This window comes from Exiguobacterium sp. s189, from assembly GCF_018617615.1.
Taxonomy (GTDB): domain Bacteria; phylum Bacillota; class Bacilli; order Exiguobacteriales; family Exiguobacteriaceae; genus Exiguobacterium; species Exiguobacterium aestuarii_A.
This window is the reverse complement of sequence record NZ_JACSKM010000001.1, coordinates 219,138-237,085: the sequence shown is the minus strand read 5'-3', so window position 1 is coordinate 237,085 and position 17,948 is coordinate 219,138. Positions and strand designations below refer to the sequence as shown.

Below are 17,948 nucleotides of genomic sequence, written 5' to 3'. Positions count from 1 at the left end.
TCGTCTGACATGATGTTTTTTCATTCCGTTCGCATTTATTTATTACGATTTTTATTTATGAATGAAGAATCCATCACGTTTTGCAAACCATTCTAATAATCGACATCATCACATCCGAAATCGGATATCGACGCACTATATAAAAAAACAATGAAGTTGGAGGACAAAGAGAGATATGAAGGATTTGATTGTAGTCCGTGGAGGACGTAAACTGTCAGGTACTGTGCGCGTTGAGGGAGCAAAGAACGCTGTACTCAAAACATTGGTTGCCACTCTGTTAGCTAGCGAAGGAAAGTCAATCTTACAAAACGTACCACGTCTTGCGGACGTGTACACGATTAATAAAGTACTTCGTCACCTCGGTGCAGAGGTGTCGTTCAATGAAGAGAAGAATGAAGTAACTGTCGATGCGTCGGGCGACATCAAAGATGAAGCACCGCTTGAGTACGTTCGGAAGATGCGTGCTTCAATCCTCGTCATGGGACCTCTTTTAGCTCGTCTCGGTCATGCGCGTGTCGCAATGCCGGGCGGTTGCTCAATTGGCTCACGTCCAATTGACCTCCACTTAAAAGGATTCGAAGCGATGGGTGCGAAGACGGTCATCGGCAACGGATTCGTAGAAGCTTCTGTAGAAGGTCGTCTCCAAGGCGCGAAAATCTACTTGGACTTCCCATCTGTTGGTGCGACGGAGAACATCATGATGGCAGCTGTGCTTGCAGAAGGCACAACAATCATCGAGAACGTCGCGAAAGAGCCTGAAATCGTAGACCTTGCGAACTTCTTGAACGGAATGGGCGCACACGTACGTGGCGCAGGTACAGAAACGATTCGCATCGAAGGTGTGGAAACACTCCGCGGTGCAGAACACTCAATCATTCCTGACCGCATTGAAGCTGGGACATTCCTCGTCGCTGGTGCGATCACAGGAAGTGACATCGAAGTCATCGGTGCAGAGCGTGAACACCTTCGTCCACTTATTTCAAAAATGGAAGAGATGGGTGTACACTTCGAAGATACAGCGGAAGGCATGCGCGTCTCAGCGCCGGATGAGTTGAAGCCGGTCGATGTGAAGACGATGCCACACCCTGGTTTCCCAACAGACATGCAATCACAAATGATGGCCCTCGTCTTGAAAGCAGGCGGCACATCCGTGATTACAGAAACTGTATTTGAGAATCGTTTCATGCACGTGGAAGAATTCCGTCGCATGAATGCAGATATCAAGATTGAAGGACGTTCAGCAATCGTCAAAGGTGGCGTTCGTCTTCAAGGAGCGGAGGTCGTTGCAACAGACCTTCGCGCCGGAGCAGCACTTATTCTAGCGGGTCTCATCGCAGAAGAAGAGACACGCGTTGGTGATTTATATCATATCGACCGTGGATACGTAGACTTCCACAAAAAACTTCAAGCACTCGGTGCCGACATCGAGCGCATCCAAGGAACTGTCGAAGTTACGAGTGAAATGGTTCAGAACTAAGAAACGAGCACGAATTCGAGAGCGAGGAGAGACTCTTCTCGCTCTTTTCAATGAAGAAATGAACGGAGGAACCTATACATCATGTTTTCAAAAGATATCGGGATTGATTTAGGGACAGCAAACGTTGTCATTCACGTAAAAGGGAAAGGAATCGTCTTAGACGAGCCTTCAGTCGTTGCGATGAAACGCTCTACAGGGAAAGTGCTAGCAGTCGGTTCAGAAGCGTATGAGATGGTTGGTCGTACACCTGGTGATATCGTGGCGATCCGTCCTCTTCGTGATGGAGTCATCGCCGATTTCGCCACCACAGAAGAAATGCTCCGTCACTTCATCGAGAAAATTCAAGTCCGTGGCTTCTTCGGAGGTATTCGCATGTTGATTTGTACACCTGCGAACGTGACGCCAGTCGAAGCGAAAGCAATTCGTGAGGCTGCTGAAAAAGCAGGGGCGAAAGAAGTCTTCCTCGCCGTAGAACCTAAGGCGGCAGCTGTTGGTTCGGGCATGGACATCTGGAAGCCGGTCGGTCACATGATCATCGACATCGGTGGGGGGACGACAGATGTCGCCATCCTCTCGATGGGTGATATCGTCTGCGGTGAAACAATCAAGATTGCAGGGGACCGTTTCGATACGGACATTCTCCGTGCCATCAAAGAGAAGCATAAACTCATCATCGGGGAACGGACAGCTGAGCAAATCAAGAAAGAAATTGCGACGGTGTTCCCAGGTGGACGTAACGAGTCGATGGACATTCGCGGACGTGACATGGTACGTGGATTGCCACGTACAGTGACGATTACGTCGGAAGAACTCCGTGAAGCGATGGCCGAGTCAGCAAACGAGATCGTTGAAGCGACGAAACGTGTCCTTGAACAGACACCACCGGAGCTCGCGGCTGACATCATCGACCGTGGCATCATCATGACAGGTGGGGGATCACTCCTTCACGGCCTCGATCAACTCGTCGCCGAGCGTGTCATGCTCCCAGTCATGATGGCTGAGGAGCCGACGCTCAGTGTCGCGCACGGTACAGGGATCATGCTCGAAAACTTAGATCGATTGAAATAAACGAACAGGCGACCGTGCGCGGTCGCCTGTTTTTGTGTGGACAGATATTCACTGCCGATTACTGGCTACATATGTATATAATAAAATCAATGACAGAAGAGAGGGGAATCATGATGGCACCGATTCACTAAATGACTGAACAACATTAAAAATCGAATCGGAGGACATGATGAACAAACCACTTACACTCATTACCGGAGTCAGTCGCAATCAAGGCATTGGGGCTGCCATCGCACGAAAACTCGCACATGAGGGGCATGACTTGTATTTGACGCACTGGAGTCCGTTTGACGCGACCGACGGAGTCGGGGAAGAGAGAGGCTTCATCGATCGATTCGTTCAAGAGTTGACCGAGCAGGGTGCCCGTGTGGAGCATGAGGCGTATGACTTAGCATCGGGTGACGAAGTTGGACTACTTGATCGGATTGAAGCCAAGCTTGGGATTCCAAGCAGACTGATTCATAACGCGACCTATGAGCGACATGTCAACGCCGAGAACTTTACGACCGACGTATTGAGGCAGCATTATATGGTGAACAACGAAGGAGCACTCGGACTCACCTTTGCGTTTGTTGAACGTTATCAGCAAGTGGGATATCAAGACGGTCGCATTTTGTTTTTAGTATCGGGTGGGGCTGATGCGAATAACCTGGCGTATATTGCGACAAAAGGGGCATTGATTGCGATCACACCTGCACTCGCAAACGGAGTAGGGAAGTACGGGATTTCCGTGAATGCACTCGATCCAGGCCCGACAGACACGGGATGGATTGATGATGAGCTTCGTCAGTACCTTCTTCCATCATTTCCATACAATCGGGTAGGCACACCTGAAGATACGGCCCGTTTCGTGGCTTTCTTGATGGGAAGCGACGGGGCATGGGTGAATGGGCAACATCTTCATGTGGATGGTGGATTCACGGGGCGTTAATATACAAAAGCATCTCGCTTTTTGCGCGAGATGCTTTTTCTTAGTGCCATGTATAGTCTTTATCGACGAACAATCGATTTTTCAGTTCCGTCTTAGAAATCGAAGAATTTGTTGCATCCAACCATTCATAATAATCGCAGACACAAGATTCACCGAGTTCAATCGAGTAACCGTTGTTGATTGTCTTCACTTTAATATCTAGTTGATGTTCCGCTAGCGTCTTCTTCAAACGATAGATGGCATTGTATACGTTGTGTAAGGCACGTTGCGGCTCATCGATATCCGGGTACAACGTCTCCGCAAGCACCCATTTATTGACGACTTGCTTTCGGTGATACACCAAGAACGCAAATATTTCTTCTGTCTTTTGTGTCGGCCATTTCACAAGATTTCCATCCTGTGTCCGAACCGAAAAGCGATCAAAGCATTGGATGCGACAAGATTGATGTGGATTTTTTTGTTGAATCGATTCATAACGCTGCACGATGCGCGGGATGACGCTGTGAATCATTTGCTCCGTGATCGGTTTCAACAAGTAATGCGTCGCATGTAAGTTAAACGCTTCGACCGCATACTGTTGATGAGCGGTCGTGAAGACGACTTGCGTCCGTTCGGGCAAATAGGTCGCAAGTTCGAGGCCAGTCATTTCAGGCATCTCGATATCTAAGAAGACGAGGTCGACCGGATGTTCTTGAACAAAATCGAGAGCCTGAAGCGGACTTTGGAACGAACCGACCCATTCAAGAGATGGCTCTTCTTTTACAATTCGCTCCATCATGCCTAAAAGATGATGTTCATCTTCAATTAAAATCGTACGCATTGATGTGATTCGTCCTTTCTTGTTTTGGTAATCGCAATTGAACGGCAGTGCCTCTATTTATAGTGGAAGTTAAATCAAATGTTGCACCAGGAAGATGTTCAATTCGGCGTTTGATATTACAGATTCCAATACCTGATGATTCGTTCGACTGACCAGTGTCAAATCCGCTCCCTGTATCACGAACACGGATATCAATCGCCCCATCCTGTTCTTGGATGGAAAGCGTGATCCGCTTTTGTCCTGGATGCCGATAAAGCCCATGACGAACGGCATTTTCAACGAGTGGCTGAATCAGAAGCGACGGAATCATAAAGTCTAATAAAGAGTCATCAATCTCTTTCACGACCTCGAATGAATCTTGGAACCGAGTCTGTTCGATGGCGAGGTAGGAGTCAATCATATCGATTTCTTGTCGAATCGATATGTCGTGGTCGGTTCGACCATTTTCAAAAATGAATCGGACGTACGTGCTCAAATGACTAAGCAGACGAGCGGCGTCGGGCGGTGACGTATAGCAAAGCGCAATCACGTTCCCAAACGTATTGTAGAGGAAGTGTGGTTTGATTTGAGCGTTAAAGAATGACATCTCATGTTGTGAGGCCAGCGCTTCGACTTGTTGCTTTTTCTTTTTGTCTGTAGACAAGTGAATCGGCAACAATAAAAACATTAACAAGAAGTAAATGATGGTGAACGTGTTGGCATAGAGTTGTTGGTTGGGCGACACGATGAATGTCGACATCATGATGCCGATATACCCAATGATTTGGGCAAGTGTGAATGTTAACAATTCGAGCGTATTCGTGGTCTTGTACTTCTCAAGAAGCCAACCGATGTTCAAGCCGACCCAAAAGAACGTAATGAACAAGACAATCATCCATACAAAGTATTCGAAAACACTGTAAATGGAGTGTGGCAGGACGATGGCTAGAGCAGTCAATACATAAAGCGGATATCTCGCAATCGCTAAAAAACGATCAAACGAAACACGCTCCAAACACCTCGCGAATTCAATCAACATGATAATGCTTAACAGTGCCAAACTTAACGTCAACTTGTCACTTCCCGTGATCCACATCCCGTCCCGAGACATGAGAGAAAGGCTCGTCAACAAGAAGAACGCTGTCCCGTAGCCATACAATCGTTCATTTCGATGGAACAAATAGACGATGGCATAGAACATGGCAATCAGCAGGGAAATGAGCAACATGAAAAATTCGTAGCCCGAGTATGCATTTTGAGCCGTCATAATTTGATGTAACGGTCCGATTAATATACTTTCTTCGATTGGCAAGGAATTTCCTGCCTCTTGTTTATGCTGAAGCGTCAATCGAAATTGCCTTGACTCCTCCCTTAGTAAGAGGAGGGAAGGTTGTTTGGATAGGCGGTTGTTTCCGATTTGTGTCGTATCAACAGGGGTTCCATCAATCAAGAACGTAGAGGACGACATCGATGCAGGGATGAGCAAGGCAAATGTTCCTGTTGGCAATGTGAGATCAATTTCATATGTGGATTCCCGATAAGGGGTCGTAAATGGGATGGTTCGATAGGAGCGTCGGTCAACTTCCGAGACGATTCCCGATTCATAGCGCCACGAGCCGTCGAGGCGTAAAATCTCGTCTTGAACAGAGGAAGAGAGGAGCGAAACTTCACCTTGTTTTACGTTGACAGCTGGATTAATTGACTGGTGTTGTATCAATAAAGTGAGGCTGACTCCGATCAACATCACTAGGATGAAGATAAATGTCATTCGATTACGAGTCATGCGCACATTCCCTTCATTCTTTGTGAGTTTCTTGTGAGGACACTACGTTATTCTTCCTAATAGGTGAATGGATTTTTTGCAGTGACTCTCCGTCTCACCATCGTACCCGAACTTTTTTTGTTTGAACAGAAAAAGTCATTCACCGTACGAAATGAGACATTCAAGGAGTATAGGAAGAAGGCATTCCATGAAACGTTGGATTGAACAACGCATTAGTCGACAAGTGATGACCATTTTTTATATATTGATTGCCTTAGTGACGCTTACATCGGTTGGGACCTATTTTTATACGCAACAATCGATTCAACAAACGACCGTTCAATTGGAACGGATCAGTGAGCAACGTGCACGGGCGACAGATTTATTTGAAACGTGGCAATCGATGCAGTATGAGTTACGCGGTCACGTCCTCCTTGGGGAAAATGCCCTGTTAGAGGAAGTGCGTAAGGCTCAAACGAATATCGATGAGCAAACGACCTGGTTCGAAACACAGGCCAGTAATGAGGAAGAAACGCAGTTCGCAGAAGATGCGCGACTCCTTTTCTCCATTTATACGACACGCGTCATGCCCGCGCTTGAACAATATGTGATTGCGAAGCAGGCAGGGGAAGTGGATGAAGAATTCCTGCAGATGCGTACGGTCGGGCAATTCATGCCGAAAAATGAGACGTCTACCCAGACACGATTTAAGCTCAACTCAAGTAACGCTGCGGACATGAGTGCAAGCATCGTCGATATGGAGTCGGTCTTTACCGACTATCGGGCAGATCTCGACTTTCAAGAAAGCGAATTACGCGATGCGCTCTCGAAACAGTTAGTTCAAGCCCAATGGATGTGGCTCTTGATTTTACTTGGCGCCCTCTTCTTGTTGTTCGTCGGCTTACAACCGTATATTTTACGGCTGACGAATCAGTTGCAGACGCTCATGACGAACAGTGAGCGACTCGCGACGAATCCGAGCGCGACCCTCATCCCCATTAAACCGCTACAAAATGAGGTCGGTCAATTGTCTAAGGCATTTAATGAGATGGCGACATCGCTTCGGACTCAACAAGACCAAGTCGACCTAGAGCGTGAAAAGACCGCCCGAATCTTACACACGATGCGCGACTCAATCGTCTACACGGAACTCAAGACGAATGAACGATTCGGAAACAGCGCGCTCTTTGATTTATATGAACATCCGATTCCAACAACTGAACGAGGGAGTTTATATCCGATTGCGATGTATTACCCGATGTTCATGAATCAGATTGATGACAAAGAAGGACTGAACCGTTTCACGAAGCGTGCGAAAGAAGAAGGGATGTTCGATGAGACGTTCACGTACACGATGCAAGACGGTCAGAAGACGATTCGGATGTATGCTGAACCCATCGACTTGCAGAACGAGCGTGTCGGTGTCATCTTCGTATCCCGTGATATTACCCGGGAAACAGAGATTAATCGAATGAAGACGGAACTCGTCGCAACCGTATCGCATGAGTTGCGGACACCGCTCACATCGATTCTCGGCTTTTCCGAGCTCTTGAAGAGTCGTCAATTAGATGAGACGAAACGAGAGCGCTACTTGGAGATGATTGCGAGTGAGACGAAACGTCTTGAGCGTCTAGTAAGCGATCTGTTAGACGTTCAAAAAATGGAGGCGGGTATGGGAACGCCTGAGTTTAAAGTCGAGAGTCTATATGACTTACTATCCGACTTACTTGAGATTCATGCGGGGTCGACAGAGAACCATCTCTTCCACTTCGACTGTGATGAAACGCTCTTTGTGGCAGGAGACCCGGCCCAGCTACGACAGGTGTTCTCGAACATCCTGAACAATGCCATCAAGTATTCCCCGGATGGTGGAGATGTGAGTGTCGATGTGACGTGTGAAGAAGACACGATTCAAATCGCCATCAAAGATGAAGGTCTGGGGCTTTCCGAGGAAGACGCGAGTCGAATCTTTGATAAGTTTTATCGGTCCCAATCCGAAGCAAGTCGTCGCATTGGCGGCACCGGATTAGGATTATCCATCTGTAAAGAAATCGTCCAATTGCATGGTGGCACGATTGATGTCCGCTCTCAACTCGGAGAAGGGACGACGATGATTGTCGAGTTGCCGATGGTCGATCATGTAAGCGAAGAACGTTCATCCTAAATCATAGGATGAACTTTTTTTGAAAAAACGGTGAATGCATCGCTCATTTGGTACGATATAAAGAGTGAATCATGTTACAGGACGAAAGGAAGACGACAATGCTACGCGGATTATATACAGCGGCAGGCGCGATGAATGCCCTTCAGCGCCAACAAGAAATTTTAAGCAATAACCTTGGCAATGTGAGAACACCGGGCTTCAAGGCGTCTGACGGCGTGGTCCGCTCGTTTCCCGAGATGTTACTCGCGCAGGTCAGCAATCCCGATAATGGGAAGTCGCGTGTGAACGGAGAAGTCGGCACCCTTTCAATGGGTGTCTATCTTCAAGAGACGATGCCACGCTTCTCAGCAGGGAGTATCACGGAATCGGGAAGTCCGACAGATCTTTATTTGAAAGCTCCTGCTGATTTTACAGGTGCACCGATGTTTGCGATTGAACAGGCAGGCGAGACGTTGTATTCGACGAATGGTCGCTTCTCGATTGATGAGGCGTTATTCCTTCGTTCAGCCGACGGTGGATATGTACTTTCTGATGAAGGGGAACGCATCCAGCTCCCTTCGAGCGAGTTTCAAGTAGGAAAAGACGGGGTCATCACGTCGCTCGGTCAAAACGTGGCGACACTCGGTGCCTATCAAATCGATGACTTGACGACACTCGAACAAGTCGGAAATGATTGGCGCGTGACAGGCGATGCGCCGGCACCGGCACAAGTTGACGTGTTGCAGGGCTTCATCGAGGAAGCGAACGTCAACCTCGACCAAACGATGGCCGATCTCATGATGACGTATCGTCAATTTGAAGCGAACCAAAAAGTCGTCCAAGCGTATGATAAAAGTGCCGAGCGAGCCATCGAAATCGCTCGCGTTCGTTAAGGAGGAACACCATGCAGTCCATTTATAATTCGGTCAACTCGCTGTCTCAACTTCAGCGTCAACTAGATGTGACAGGTCATAACATCGCGAACGTCGATACGGTCGGCTTCAAGCGTCAGCAAGGACACTTTGCGTCACTCTTATCGCAAGCGTATGATAACCAACCACGTCCAGAATTCGAAGTCGGGCGGGACACCCCGAACGGCATTCGGATCGGGGTAGGAGGCCACGTCGCCGATATCACCCAACAATTCAATATCGGACAAGTCCGCATGACAGACCGAGGACTTGATGTGTTCTTGAAGGCGAGCCGTCAATTTTTCGTCGTGGACACGCCGAACGGTGTCGGGGTGACACGTAGCGGGAACATGCAGCTGTCTGTCGGCGATGAGACGACACTCGTCGATGTGAACGGAAACCCGCTTCTCGGAGATGACGGCAACGCAATCACGATGCCGAACGAGGCGACGAAGCATCGTATTCGTCAAGACGGTGTAGTATTGGCGAGCGTGAACGGTGTCGAGCAGGAATTTGGACGACTCGATATCGTGGAAGTTCGAAATACGTCTGAACTGCGTCCGCTCGGTGATAACGTATTCGCAGCCGACCTCGAGACTGAAGTCGATCGTCCGTTAGGGAATTTGTTGATGGAAGGGACACTCGAGTCGTCAAACGTGGATTTGACGAAAGAGATGACCGACATGACCATCACACAACGTGCCTATCAAATGAATTCGCGCGCACTTTCGATGAGTGATCAGATGATGGGACTTGTCACGGCATTACGTCCGTAAAATATCACCGCTTCTCCGTGAGAGAGGCGGTTTTTGTATAAGTTATGGAGAGGGAGGTCAACGAGATGCGAATCGTGGTCGCCATGGATTCATTCAAAGGTTCATTGTCGAGTATGGAAGCGAATCAAGCTGTCCGTCGTGCTTTGCCGGGACATGACGTCATCACCATCCCGATTTCAGATGGAGGAGAAGGGTTTCTTGATGCGTGGCTCGCAACGCACGAGGATGCGGTCATCGTGGAAGAAGTCGTTACGTGCTTAGATGGGACGAAGCGTCCCACACGATTTGGTTTTGAGCCATTAACGAAACACGCCGTGATGGAAGTGGCGGAAACGACAGGGTTAATGCTTCTCACTCACGTCGACCCATGGCGCTATAGTTCTATCGGAGTCGGACAGCAAATCGTTCATGCACTAGACCGGGGAGCGACGGTCATCACGATCGGACTGGGAGGAAGCGGGACAATCGATGGTGGGAAAGGGATGCTTGAAGCGTTAGGTGTTCGTTTTCTAGATGCGAGCGGTGCAGCTGTATCCTCGATGCCGCATCAACTTGCAGACGTCGCTTCTATCGATTGGTCAGGACTCGACCCGAGAGTAAAGGACGTTGAGTGGCGGATGGCTTCTGATGTACGTAATCCGTTGACGGGAAAACGAGGTGCTGCGCACGTGTTCGGTCCACAGAAAGGTTTGGCAGCGGATGATGTGGTTCGCTACGATCAGTTACTCGACGACTATGCGAGTCACTTCGATCAGGATATGAAGTCACTCGACGGAGCCGGTGCGGCAGGCGGTATTGGATTCGCGCTCCTGCAACTTGGGGCGACCTATATGAGTGGCATCGAAGAAGTCGTCCGTTGGTCAAAGTTCGAAGACCATGTGAAAGGAGCAGATTGGCTCATCACGGGAGAAGGAAAGTTTGATGCGCAAAGTTTAGAGGGAAAAGCGCCTTACGGGTTGGCGTGTCTCGCCCACACATATGGGGTCCCGACACTCGTGTTCGCCGGGCAATCTGACTTGACCGCTCATGAGGAATCGGGGATTGTCGCCGTCTTTCCAATCGTGTCCCGCATCATGACACTAGAGGAAGCGATATGGGAAGCCGCTCCGTTACTGACGAATGCGGTTCAACGGGTTCGTCATGTTCTCGAAAAAACGCTTTGACGATTCGTCAAAGCGTTTTTTGCTTGTCATGAACGTTCTTTTAATAAGTCACGAATCTCGGTCAACAACTGCTCTTCTTTCGTAGGGGTCGGGGCAGCCGCCTCTTCGACTTCTTTCTCACGTTGTAGACGATTGATGATTTTGACGATTAGGAAGAGGGCAAAAGCAATCAAGATAAATGATACAATCTGTTGGATGAAGTTCCCGTATAAGACATCCACTCCGAGTACGCTCGCTTTTAAGTTCGAAAAATCAATTCCTCCGATAATGATTCCAAGAAGCGGCATAAAGATATCGTTGACGAGCGAGTTGACGATGGCCGTGAACGCCGCACCGAGTACGACAGCGATGGCAAGATCGATGACATTCCCGCGCATGGCGAATTTTTTAAACTCTTTTAACATAAACAAACCTCCTGACATGGAATAGCATAAGCGTAGCATATTTATGATGAAAGGAAAAAATCGTTCAGCTTCTGTCAGGGAAGGATGCTTGTTCGACATTTGTGCATAGGGTACACTAAAAAGGTAGCAATTTACGCATTTTAATACCAGGTACTAATATGATATAATCATTTTAGCTGAAAGGATGGTTGGACGTGGCGAACGATGAACAAACGAGTTCGGAAGAACAAAAGGGTTCACCAGAACAAGAGACGAAGCAGAAACAGCGATCACGATTGTCGAATCATCGTCGATTCCCGATCTTACTGCGTGTACTCGTCGTTTTAGTGTTGGCAATCGCGATGCTCGCCCTCGGAGCGGTCATTGGATATAGCGTCATTGGCGGAGGCGACTGGAGAGATGTGTTTGACATCGATACGTGGCGCCATATCACCGATTTTTGGCTAACCTCTTAAAGGCGGTGGATGGATGTATACAATTGAGCAAATTAAAGAAGTAATCCCACACAGATACCCGTTTCTGTTGATTGATCGAATTATCGAAGTCGAAGAAAAGAAGCGTGCTGTCGGATTAAAAAATGTCACGGCGAACGAAGAGTTCTTTAACGGGCATTTCCCAGACTATAACGTCATGCCAGGCGTCTTGATTGTCGAGGCACTCGCACAAGTCGGTGCTTTCGCAATGTTGAAAGACGAATCGAATCGAGGCAAGCTTGCCTTTTTCGCAGGGATTGATAACTGTCGTTTCAAACGTCAAGTCGTCCCGGGTGATCAGCTTCGCCTTGAAGTAGAAATCATGAAAATTCGTGGTCCAATCGGTAAAGGACGTGCCGTGGCCACAGTCGATGGAGAAGTTGCTTGTGAAGCAGAACTCACTTTCGCCTTGAAGTAAGGAGAAATGGGATGCGTGCTTTAGTAATTGTGTTACTAGTTGGCTTAATGACGATTGTGGGCTGTCAGCAACTACAGACGGAAGAGTCGAACGAAGAGAACATTGTTTATGAACAGAACGTGGATGAGGCGATGATTGAGAAGCGGGCGGGACAATCCGATGCGATTGCCGTTTCGCTCGAACGAACGAACAATACAACGATGCTCTTCACGATTCGCATGCTAGAAAATCGCCGCCTCGATCCGACGACGGTCATGAGTTATGAGGTCGATGGAGAACGAATCGCGATTCCGTTCGGCGAACTGATTGCAGAGCGGGAAGAAGACATTCGAACGTATGAATATCAGACCGACGTCGACCCTGATCTTTTCGTATCGGATACACTTCCACTCTTCCATCTTGTAGAGGAAGGCGAGACGGAAGTTACGATTCCGCTTGAAGTCATCAATTCGACAAACCTTGAATAAAAACAGACGATTTTGTCGAAAATCGTCTGTTTTTTTGTGGAGATATACTCAAATCCATCCGATAAATAGAGTAAGGAAAAATGGGGGGATCAGAATGAAACAGAAATCACAGTCGTTGCAGACACGGATTTTAGCAGCGATGTTAGTCTTTGTCACTTTGCTCATCGTCGCGTTCGGGGTCGTGCAATATTTTAGTACGAAGCATTCCGTACTCAGCACGTTGCATGCGACGATGATTGAAGATGGAGAACGGATTAGCGAGACATTAGATGCGGATGCATATGCGTCATTCATGAAAAATCCGTCAAAAAATGAGCAGTACGAACAGTTGCGAGAATATCTCGATACATATCGTCAACAAATCGGGGCCATGTATGTGTATACGATTGCCGCCGAGGGCGAAGAAGTCCAAATCATCATCGATGGTTTAAGTCAAGCGGATGCAGCAGACATCGGGACTCCTACTACGGCGATGACGGTTGAAGGAGCGACGGATGCATTCAATGGTGAAACGGTCACAACGAATGTCATTGATGATCCAGAATACGGAAAGTATGTGACAGTGCTCGTCCCAATCAAACGAGGTAGCGAGGTCGTCGGGATCCTCGGAATTGACAAGGCAGCCACAGAAGTCGCAGCAATCACGGGAAATGTGTTAACCGAGAGTTTGCCACCAATCCTCATTGGTCTTCTCATCTTACTTGTCGTCGCAGCCATCATCATCTGGCGGTACCTCGGCTGGAAGTTACGTCCTCTTCAAGAGTTAGAACGCGTCGCGACATCGATTGCCGAAGGTGATTTGGCGACGGCAACGAAAGAAGTCGAAACCATTCAGTTGAAATCGAATGATGAGATCAAGCGTCTGACGGTCTCGATGGACAAGATGACTCATATGTTGAAAGACTTGATCTCTGGAATCCAATCGTCGGCACAGACGGTCCGAGACGAGAGCGGGAACGTCTCGAGCATCTCGGAAGAAGTGAATGACGCGTCTCGTCAAATCGCTTATACGATGGAAGAGATTGCGAGCGGTGTCGAAAATCAAAGTGTGTTGACGATGCGCCTGTATGGACATATGAACGAATTCTCGACACTCGTCGAGCAGACGACGTCAGACGGAAACCAAGTGAGCGAACAGGCAGAAGTCGTCAGTCGGGTGACGATGGATGGGCTTCGCTATATGGAGAGTGCCGTCGACCAGATGACACATATCCATGAACAGGTGAAGTCGTCACAAGGGCAAGTCCGTGATTTCGAACAACAGGCGGACGAGGTGACGGAACTCGTCACGATGATTCGCCAAATCTCGCAACAGACGAACCTGCTCGCATTGAACGCAGCGATTGAAGCGGCACGTGCGGGTGAACACGGGAAAGGGTTTGCGGTCGTCGCTTCGGAGATTCGGAAGCTATCTGACAGTGTCGCCGAGTCTGTCAGTGAAATCTCGGAAATTGTCGGAAGCGTCAAACAAAATTCGATCGCCCTCGGCCAAACGTTCACAGAAAGTATGACGGCGGCAGAGGAAGGGAAGGAAACGCTCGAGTCGACGAAGCACGCCTTCACGGAAATTGAACGAAGTGTCCGCCATATGCAACAGCTGACGGGATCGATGCGTAGTCAGCTCGATCGGGTGAAGACGAACCAAGACCATATCCAGCACGGCTTGTCAGAGATTGCTTCCATTTCAGAAGAGAGCACAGCCGGGAACGAGGAAGTGGCCGCTTCGACGGAACAGATGTCAGCGACGAGTGAGACAATGAATCGTCTCGTCAAAGATTTGTCGACGACGGCGGAATCGATGCAACAGATGAGCCGTCAGTTCAAGTTGTAAGCAGTCTCACTTCAGACAGACCTCTCCTGTGTCCGCTATAATGGGCGCAAGGGAGGTTTTTTCATGCAACAATTCTCTAGTGAACTGACACAATTTCGTGGAAGTCATTACGACTTCGGTCGATTTCAAGGACAATATATAAAACGCAGTCAACTGCTCGAAAATCGAACGGATCAATGGAAACTACGCGTGCCCCGATTTGAGATTGACGCAACGGAGGCAAAGGCTGCCTTCGATGAATTCGCTCCAAAGATTTGGGAAGAGTTGATCGGGCTTCAAGACGAGCTCAAACTTTCTCTCAATGATACACTGCTCCATTTCGGACATTTCCGCGTCAATAATCCGATCAGCGGGTGTTCGATTCTGACAGGAGACAACTTCCTCGTTCGAAACTACGACTATCATCCGATGACGTACGACGGGCGCTACAATGTCTTTCAACCCGACGACGGGTACGCTGTCATCGGACCGGTCTCTCGTGTCACGGGGCGCATGGACGGAATGAATGAGAAAGGTCTCGCGATGGGGTACAACTTTATTAACCGACGTCGACCGGGGGACGGATTCGTCTGCCAAATGATTGGACGCATCATTCTCGAGACGTGCGCGACCGTGGAAGAAGCGGTCGACTTATTAAAAGAGATTCCGCATCGTGGTTCCTTCACGTACGTCGTCCATGACAAGTCGTCGAAGACACGCGTGATTGAGGCGACACCACGGGATATTCAAGTGCGGGAATCCAATATATGTACGAACCATTTCGAGTTACTGCAACACGAGAATCGCTACCACCTGGACGATTCCACGCGTCGCATGATGGAAATCAAAGTGGTACAACATTTGATTCAAGACGCGGAGAGTGCGTTCCGCCTCATGAACGATACCGACAAGGGCGTCTTCTCGGAACTGTACAAGAGCTGGGCGGGTACGATTCATACAGCGGCCTATTTCCCGGAAACGCTCGAGACGTGGTTCGCGCTCGGCGGGGACCGCGACCCGGTCATCTTCGATTTCCAAAAATGGCTCGACGGGGAAGACTTCGACCTTCATGCGCTTGACGGGGAACTCGCGACCGATATCGAGTTTGCGAATACGGTCCAACTTTGGCGCTGACGTTTGTCAGTGCTTTTTTTGTAGAAACGGGAATACACATAACAGGAGGGATGAAAGATGAAACGATTTGGCATCATACTCATTATGCTCACGTTTGTGACACTACTCGGTGGATGTGTGCCCGGCGACGGAACGTACACGACGGATCCGGCAGGCTTTTTCTGGGGCATCTGGCACGGGTGGATTGCACCGATTTCACTCATTTTAGGGTTATTCAATGACACGTATCGGGTGTATGAAGTGAACAATACCGGCTGGTTCTACGATTTAGGATTTTACATTGCCGTCATCAGTGGATTTGGTGGATTGACGTTAACGCGGAAGAGTCGGGGGTAAGTGAGAGCAAATGTAAAACGTATCGGTTCGGAAGGAGTCGCTCTAGAAAAATAGAGGACTCTTTTTATGTAATTTTTTTACATAAACATCATCAGAATTCGTTATAATGAGATATGAATGAGGTTGGGGGGATAATATGCACTCATATGAGTTCCAAATGTATCGAAATTTTGATTAGCTTGCGATTGACATGATTGAGTTAGCGAAAGAGATTATGCCAGATAAATTGGTCTATCTTACATCAATTGAAGATGACACCCAGCATATCCTCAAACTGTCGTCACAAGATTCTCCCATCATGCTTGAAGAAGGAATGTCTTTTGATTTGAAGGATACGGTGTGCAATCGAATTGATTTCAATCAGCGAGAAATCTTGATGTATGAAGACATCGAAGAACAAATCGAGTCGACACGCCTTCAATCATTACTGAAGGAAGTGAACATCAAGTCGTATTTAGGCATCCCGATTTTGACGAAGAGCGGGGATATCTTCGGGACGCTTTGTGTCGCGAATCATAAAAGCGCCCAGTATGATTCGAAAAGTGTCCAATTGCTGAAACGCGTAGTGCGTATGTTCAGTTATTACTTAGAGCTCGAACGTCGGGCTTCACGGGATGAACTGACGGATCTGTATAACCGACACTACTTATATAACTATTTCGAGACAAATCCGAATCAAGGAGGCGCACTGTTCCTCATCGATTTAGATGGCTTCAAATTTGTGAATGACACGTTTGGTCATGACAAAGGGGACCTCGTCTTAAAAGAAGTTGCACGTCGTCTGAAACGCTTGATGGAGCCAATTCATGATTCGAAGGTGTATCGCTTAGGTGGCGATGAATTTTTAGTGAAAGTCGCACATGCGTTACCTGAAGCAGTGGTCATCGAGTATGCCGAACGGATGTTAACTGTCTTGAAAGAGTGGGACGCCCATCTTCCGTTATCAGCAAGTATCGGTATCGCTCCATACGATCCTGATGAGGAGAAAGACCTCCGTCAATTGTTGAAAGATGCGGATGTCGCACTGTATCAATCAAAGGCGAGCGGGAAGAACACGTATCAAATTTGTAGATGAACGCTAATAGGCTAAGCCCGTGGATGACCATCGGCTTAGCCTTTTGTTTTGTGTTCAGTCATGTCGAACAGATTGTCGTGAAAGAATCGAATGAAAAACGGGTACTGATTAAGAATGCGGTTTGCGTCCCATCACTGCGACCGTACGATAGTCGCGCGAGTCGGGACCTCGCCGTACCGACACGTCCTGAAATCCGAATTTTGTCGCCTCGGGGATGAACTCTTTCTGAATCCTGTCAGCAATCCCGTTCCACTGCACATCGCCTTTCCCATCGCAATAGGTGATGACGAATGTGCCGTTCGGTTTCAAGACGCGTTCGATTTCAGACAGGACGGTCGTGACATCTTCCCAAAAATATAGCGTGTGAATGCTGAACACGTGATTGATAGATGCGTCAATCATCGCCAACTGATGAAAATCGCCTTCCATCAAGCGAGCTCGTCCCGTTTGAATGGACGCGGCGTTCCGTTTCTTTGCCGAAGCGATGAGTGTCTTCGAGCGATCGAGCCCAATCACGTTCACATCCTCCCGCTTTTGAAGAATCGTCGATAGCGCATCTCCGGCTCCGCATCCGAGCTCGAGCAAGGTAGCATTTGGGTACATCTGTAGCTGTTCGATCGTCCACTCGACTTCGATACGGTGTTGGCGCACCATCTTTTCCCCGATATATTTTCCGACGGGACCACGTGGGTTTTCGTACTGACTGTCCACCCAGTTTTTGAACACTTGTGGGAGCATACTGTCACCTCATTTCAAGAGTAGCTCGATTGTAGCATATCGATGAGACAAAGGAGTCAACAA

18 protein-coding genes are annotated in these 17,948 nt (G+C 48.3%); 14 read left to right on the top strand and 4 right to left on the bottom strand.

Annotation, left to right across the window (positions count from 1 at the left end; translation table 11 throughout):
- Positions 1-175: 175 nt before the first annotated feature.
- From murA to KNO99_RS01125, 3 genes are all read left to right on the top strand, one after another.
- The gene (gene murA, locus KNO99_RS01135) at positions 176-1,477 is read left to right on the top strand and encodes a UDP-N-acetylglucosamine 1-carboxyvinyltransferase (protein WP_214744553.1); all 1,302 of its coding nucleotides are present in this window, start codon (positions 176-178) and stop codon (positions 1,475-1,477) included.
- 81 nt (positions 1,478-1,558) lie between these two features.
- On the top strand, positions 1,559-2,545 hold the full coding sequence (mreB, locus tag KNO99_RS01130; RefSeq protein WP_074035900.1) for a rod shape-determining protein: 987 nt from the start codon (positions 1,559-1,561) through the stop codon (positions 2,543-2,545).
- Positions 2,546-2,714: 169 nt separating this feature from the next.
- Positions 2,715-3,476, top strand: a complete 762-nt coding sequence (locus tag KNO99_RS01125; protein WP_214744551.1) for an SDR family oxidoreductase — start codon at positions 2,715-2,717, stop codon at positions 3,474-3,476.
- 40 nt (positions 3,477-3,516) lie between these two features.
- On the opposite strand, the gene KNO99_RS01120 is transcribed toward KNO99_RS01125, so the two are convergent.
- Both KNO99_RS01120 and KNO99_RS01115 read right to left on the bottom strand, forming a co-directional pair.
- Positions 3,517-4,296, bottom strand: coding sequence for a response regulator (locus KNO99_RS01120; protein WP_214744549.1), 780 nt, complete (start codon positions 4,294-4,296; stop codon positions 3,517-3,519).
- Positions 4,277-6,058, bottom strand: coding sequence for a sensor histidine kinase (locus KNO99_RS01115; protein ID WP_214744547.1), 1,782 nt, complete (start codon positions 6,056-6,058; stop codon positions 4,277-4,279). The genes KNO99_RS01120 and KNO99_RS01115 overlap by 20 nt, the downstream gene beginning before the upstream one ends.
- A 187-nt stretch (positions 6,059-6,245) precedes the next feature.
- Here KNO99_RS01115 and KNO99_RS01110 point away from each other — a divergent pair, with 187 nt between their 5' ends.
- The 4 genes from KNO99_RS01110 to KNO99_RS01095 all read left to right on the top strand — a co-directional run bounded on the left by KNO99_RS01110 (position 6,246) and on the right by KNO99_RS01095 (position 11,030).
- On the top strand, positions 6,246-8,201 hold the full coding sequence (locus KNO99_RS01110) for a HAMP domain-containing sensor histidine kinase (RefSeq protein WP_214744545.1): 1,956 nt from the start codon (positions 6,246-6,248) through the stop codon (positions 8,199-8,201).
- 98 nt (positions 8,202-8,299) lie between these two features.
- Entirely contained in the window at positions 8,300-9,073 is a 774-nt protein-coding gene (locus KNO99_RS01105) for a flagellar hook-basal body protein (RefSeq protein WP_214744543.1), read from the top strand.
- Between the two features lie 11 nt (positions 9,074-9,084).
- Positions 9,085-9,867: a flagellar hook-basal body protein gene (locus KNO99_RS01100; RefSeq protein WP_214744541.1), complete on the top strand. Its 783-nt coding sequence runs from the start codon at positions 9,085-9,087 to the stop codon at positions 9,865-9,867.
- 65 nt (positions 9,868-9,932) lie between these two features.
- Positions 9,933-11,030, top strand: coding sequence for a glycerate kinase family protein (locus KNO99_RS01095; RefSeq protein ID WP_214744539.1), 1,098 nt, complete (start codon positions 9,933-9,935; stop codon positions 11,028-11,030).
- A 26-nt stretch (positions 11,031-11,056) separates the two neighbouring features.
- On the opposite strand, the gene mscL is transcribed toward KNO99_RS01095, so the two are convergent.
- The gene (gene mscL / locus KNO99_RS01090) at positions 11,057-11,434 is read right to left on the bottom strand and encodes a large conductance mechanosensitive channel protein MscL (RefSeq protein ID WP_214744537.1); all 378 of its coding nucleotides are present in this window, start codon (positions 11,432-11,434) and stop codon (positions 11,057-11,059) included.
- A gap of 194 nt (positions 11,435-11,628) precedes the next feature.
- Here mscL and KNO99_RS15395 point away from each other — a divergent pair, with 194 nt between their 5' ends.
- From KNO99_RS15395 to KNO99_RS01055, 7 genes are all read left to right on the top strand, one after another.
- Positions 11,629-11,889 carry a DNA-directed RNA polymerase subunit beta gene (locus KNO99_RS15395; RefSeq protein ID WP_214744535.1) on the top strand — a complete coding sequence of 87 codons (261 nt, stop codon included), beginning with the start codon at positions 11,629-11,631 and terminating at the stop codon, positions 11,887-11,889.
- 13 nt (positions 11,890-11,902) lie between these two features.
- A complete protein-coding gene (gene fabZ, locus KNO99_RS01080) occupies positions 11,903-12,325 on the top strand; it encodes a 3-hydroxyacyl-ACP dehydratase FabZ (protein WP_031422282.1) in 423 nt (140 codons plus the stop codon).
- An 11-nt stretch (positions 12,326-12,336) separates the two neighbouring features.
- A complete protein-coding gene (locus KNO99_RS01075) occupies positions 12,337-12,792 on the top strand; it encodes a hypothetical protein (protein ID WP_214744533.1) in 456 nt (151 codons plus the stop codon).
- Between the two features lie 94 nt (positions 12,793-12,886).
- Positions 12,887-14,623, top strand: a complete 1,737-nt coding sequence (locus tag KNO99_RS01070; RefSeq protein WP_214744532.1) for a methyl-accepting chemotaxis protein — start codon at positions 12,887-12,889, stop codon at positions 14,621-14,623.
- 63 nt (positions 14,624-14,686) lie between these two features.
- A complete protein-coding gene (locus KNO99_RS01065) occupies positions 14,687-15,736 on the top strand; it encodes a C45 family autoproteolytic acyltransferase/hydrolase (protein ID WP_214744530.1) in 1,050 nt (349 codons plus the stop codon).
- A gap of 57 nt (positions 15,737-15,793) precedes the next feature.
- Entirely contained in the window at positions 15,794-16,072 is a 279-nt protein-coding gene (locus KNO99_RS01060; RefSeq protein ID WP_214744528.1) for a hypothetical protein, read from the top strand.
- Between the two features lie 190 nt (positions 16,073-16,262).
- Positions 16,263-17,147 (top strand): sensor domain-containing diguanylate cyclase, encoded by an 885-nt coding sequence (locus KNO99_RS01055; RefSeq protein WP_251130909.1) that lies wholly within the window; start codon positions 16,263-16,265, stop codon positions 17,145-17,147.
- Between the two features lie 108 nt (positions 17,148-17,255).
- Here the strand turns inward: KNO99_RS01055 and KNO99_RS01050 are convergent, their stop codons facing one another.
- Positions 17,256-17,885 (bottom strand): class I SAM-dependent methyltransferase, encoded by a 630-nt coding sequence (locus KNO99_RS01050; RefSeq protein WP_214744526.1) that lies wholly within the window; start codon positions 17,883-17,885, stop codon positions 17,256-17,258.
- Between the last annotated feature and the right edge of the window lie 63 nt (positions 17,886-17,948).

Excerpts from the sequence above, each read along its gene's own strand:
- murA (WP_214744553.1), top strand. The coding sequence starts at position 176 with ATGAAGGATTTGATTGTAGTCCGTGGAGGACGTAAACTGTCAGGTACT.
- mreB (WP_074035900.1), top strand. The coding sequence starts at position 1,559 with ATGTTTTCAAAAGATATCGGGATTGATTTAGGGACAGCAAACGTTGTC.
- KNO99_RS01125 (WP_214744551.1), top strand. The coding sequence starts at position 2,715 with ATGAACAAACCACTTACACTCATTACCGGAGTCAGTCGCAATCAAGGC.
- KNO99_RS01120 (WP_214744549.1), bottom strand. The coding sequence starts at position 4,296 with ATGCGTACGATTTTAATTGAAGATGAACATCATCTTTTAGGCATGATG.
- KNO99_RS01115 (WP_214744547.1), bottom strand. The coding sequence starts at position 6,058 with ATGACTCGTAATCGAATGACATTTATCTTCATCCTAGTGATGTTGATC.
- KNO99_RS01110 (WP_214744545.1), top strand. The coding sequence starts at position 6,246 with ATGAAACGTTGGATTGAACAACGCATTAGTCGACAAGTGATGACCATT.
- KNO99_RS01105 (WP_214744543.1), top strand. The coding sequence starts at position 8,300 with ATGCTACGCGGATTATATACAGCGGCAGGCGCGATGAATGCCCTTCAG.
- KNO99_RS01100 (WP_214744541.1), top strand. The coding sequence starts at position 9,085 with ATGCAGTCCATTTATAATTCGGTCAACTCGCTGTCTCAACTTCAGCGT.
- KNO99_RS01095 (WP_214744539.1), top strand. The coding sequence starts at position 9,933 with ATGCGAATCGTGGTCGCCATGGATTCATTCAAAGGTTCATTGTCGAGT.
- mscL (WP_214744537.1), bottom strand. The coding sequence starts at position 11,434 with ATGTTAAAAGAGTTTAAAAAATTCGCCATGCGCGGGAATGTCATCGAT.
- fabZ (WP_031422282.1), top strand. The coding sequence starts at position 11,903 with ATGTATACAATTGAGCAAATTAAAGAAGTAATCCCACACAGATACCCG.
- KNO99_RS01075 (WP_214744533.1), top strand. The coding sequence starts at position 12,337 with ATGCGTGCTTTAGTAATTGTGTTACTAGTTGGCTTAATGACGATTGTG.
- KNO99_RS01070 (WP_214744532.1), top strand. The coding sequence starts at position 12,887 with ATGAAACAGAAATCACAGTCGTTGCAGACACGGATTTTAGCAGCGATG.
- KNO99_RS01065 (WP_214744530.1), top strand. The coding sequence starts at position 14,687 with ATGCAACAATTCTCTAGTGAACTGACACAATTTCGTGGAAGTCATTAC.
- KNO99_RS01060 (WP_214744528.1), top strand. The coding sequence starts at position 15,794 with ATGAAACGATTTGGCATCATACTCATTATGCTCACGTTTGTGACACTA.
- KNO99_RS01055 (WP_251130909.1), top strand. The coding sequence starts at position 16,263 with ATGATTGAGTTAGCGAAAGAGATTATGCCAGATAAATTGGTCTATCTT.
- KNO99_RS01050 (WP_214744526.1), bottom strand. The coding sequence starts at position 17,885 with ATGCTCCCACAAGTGTTCAAAAACTGGGTGGACAGTCAGTACGAAAAC.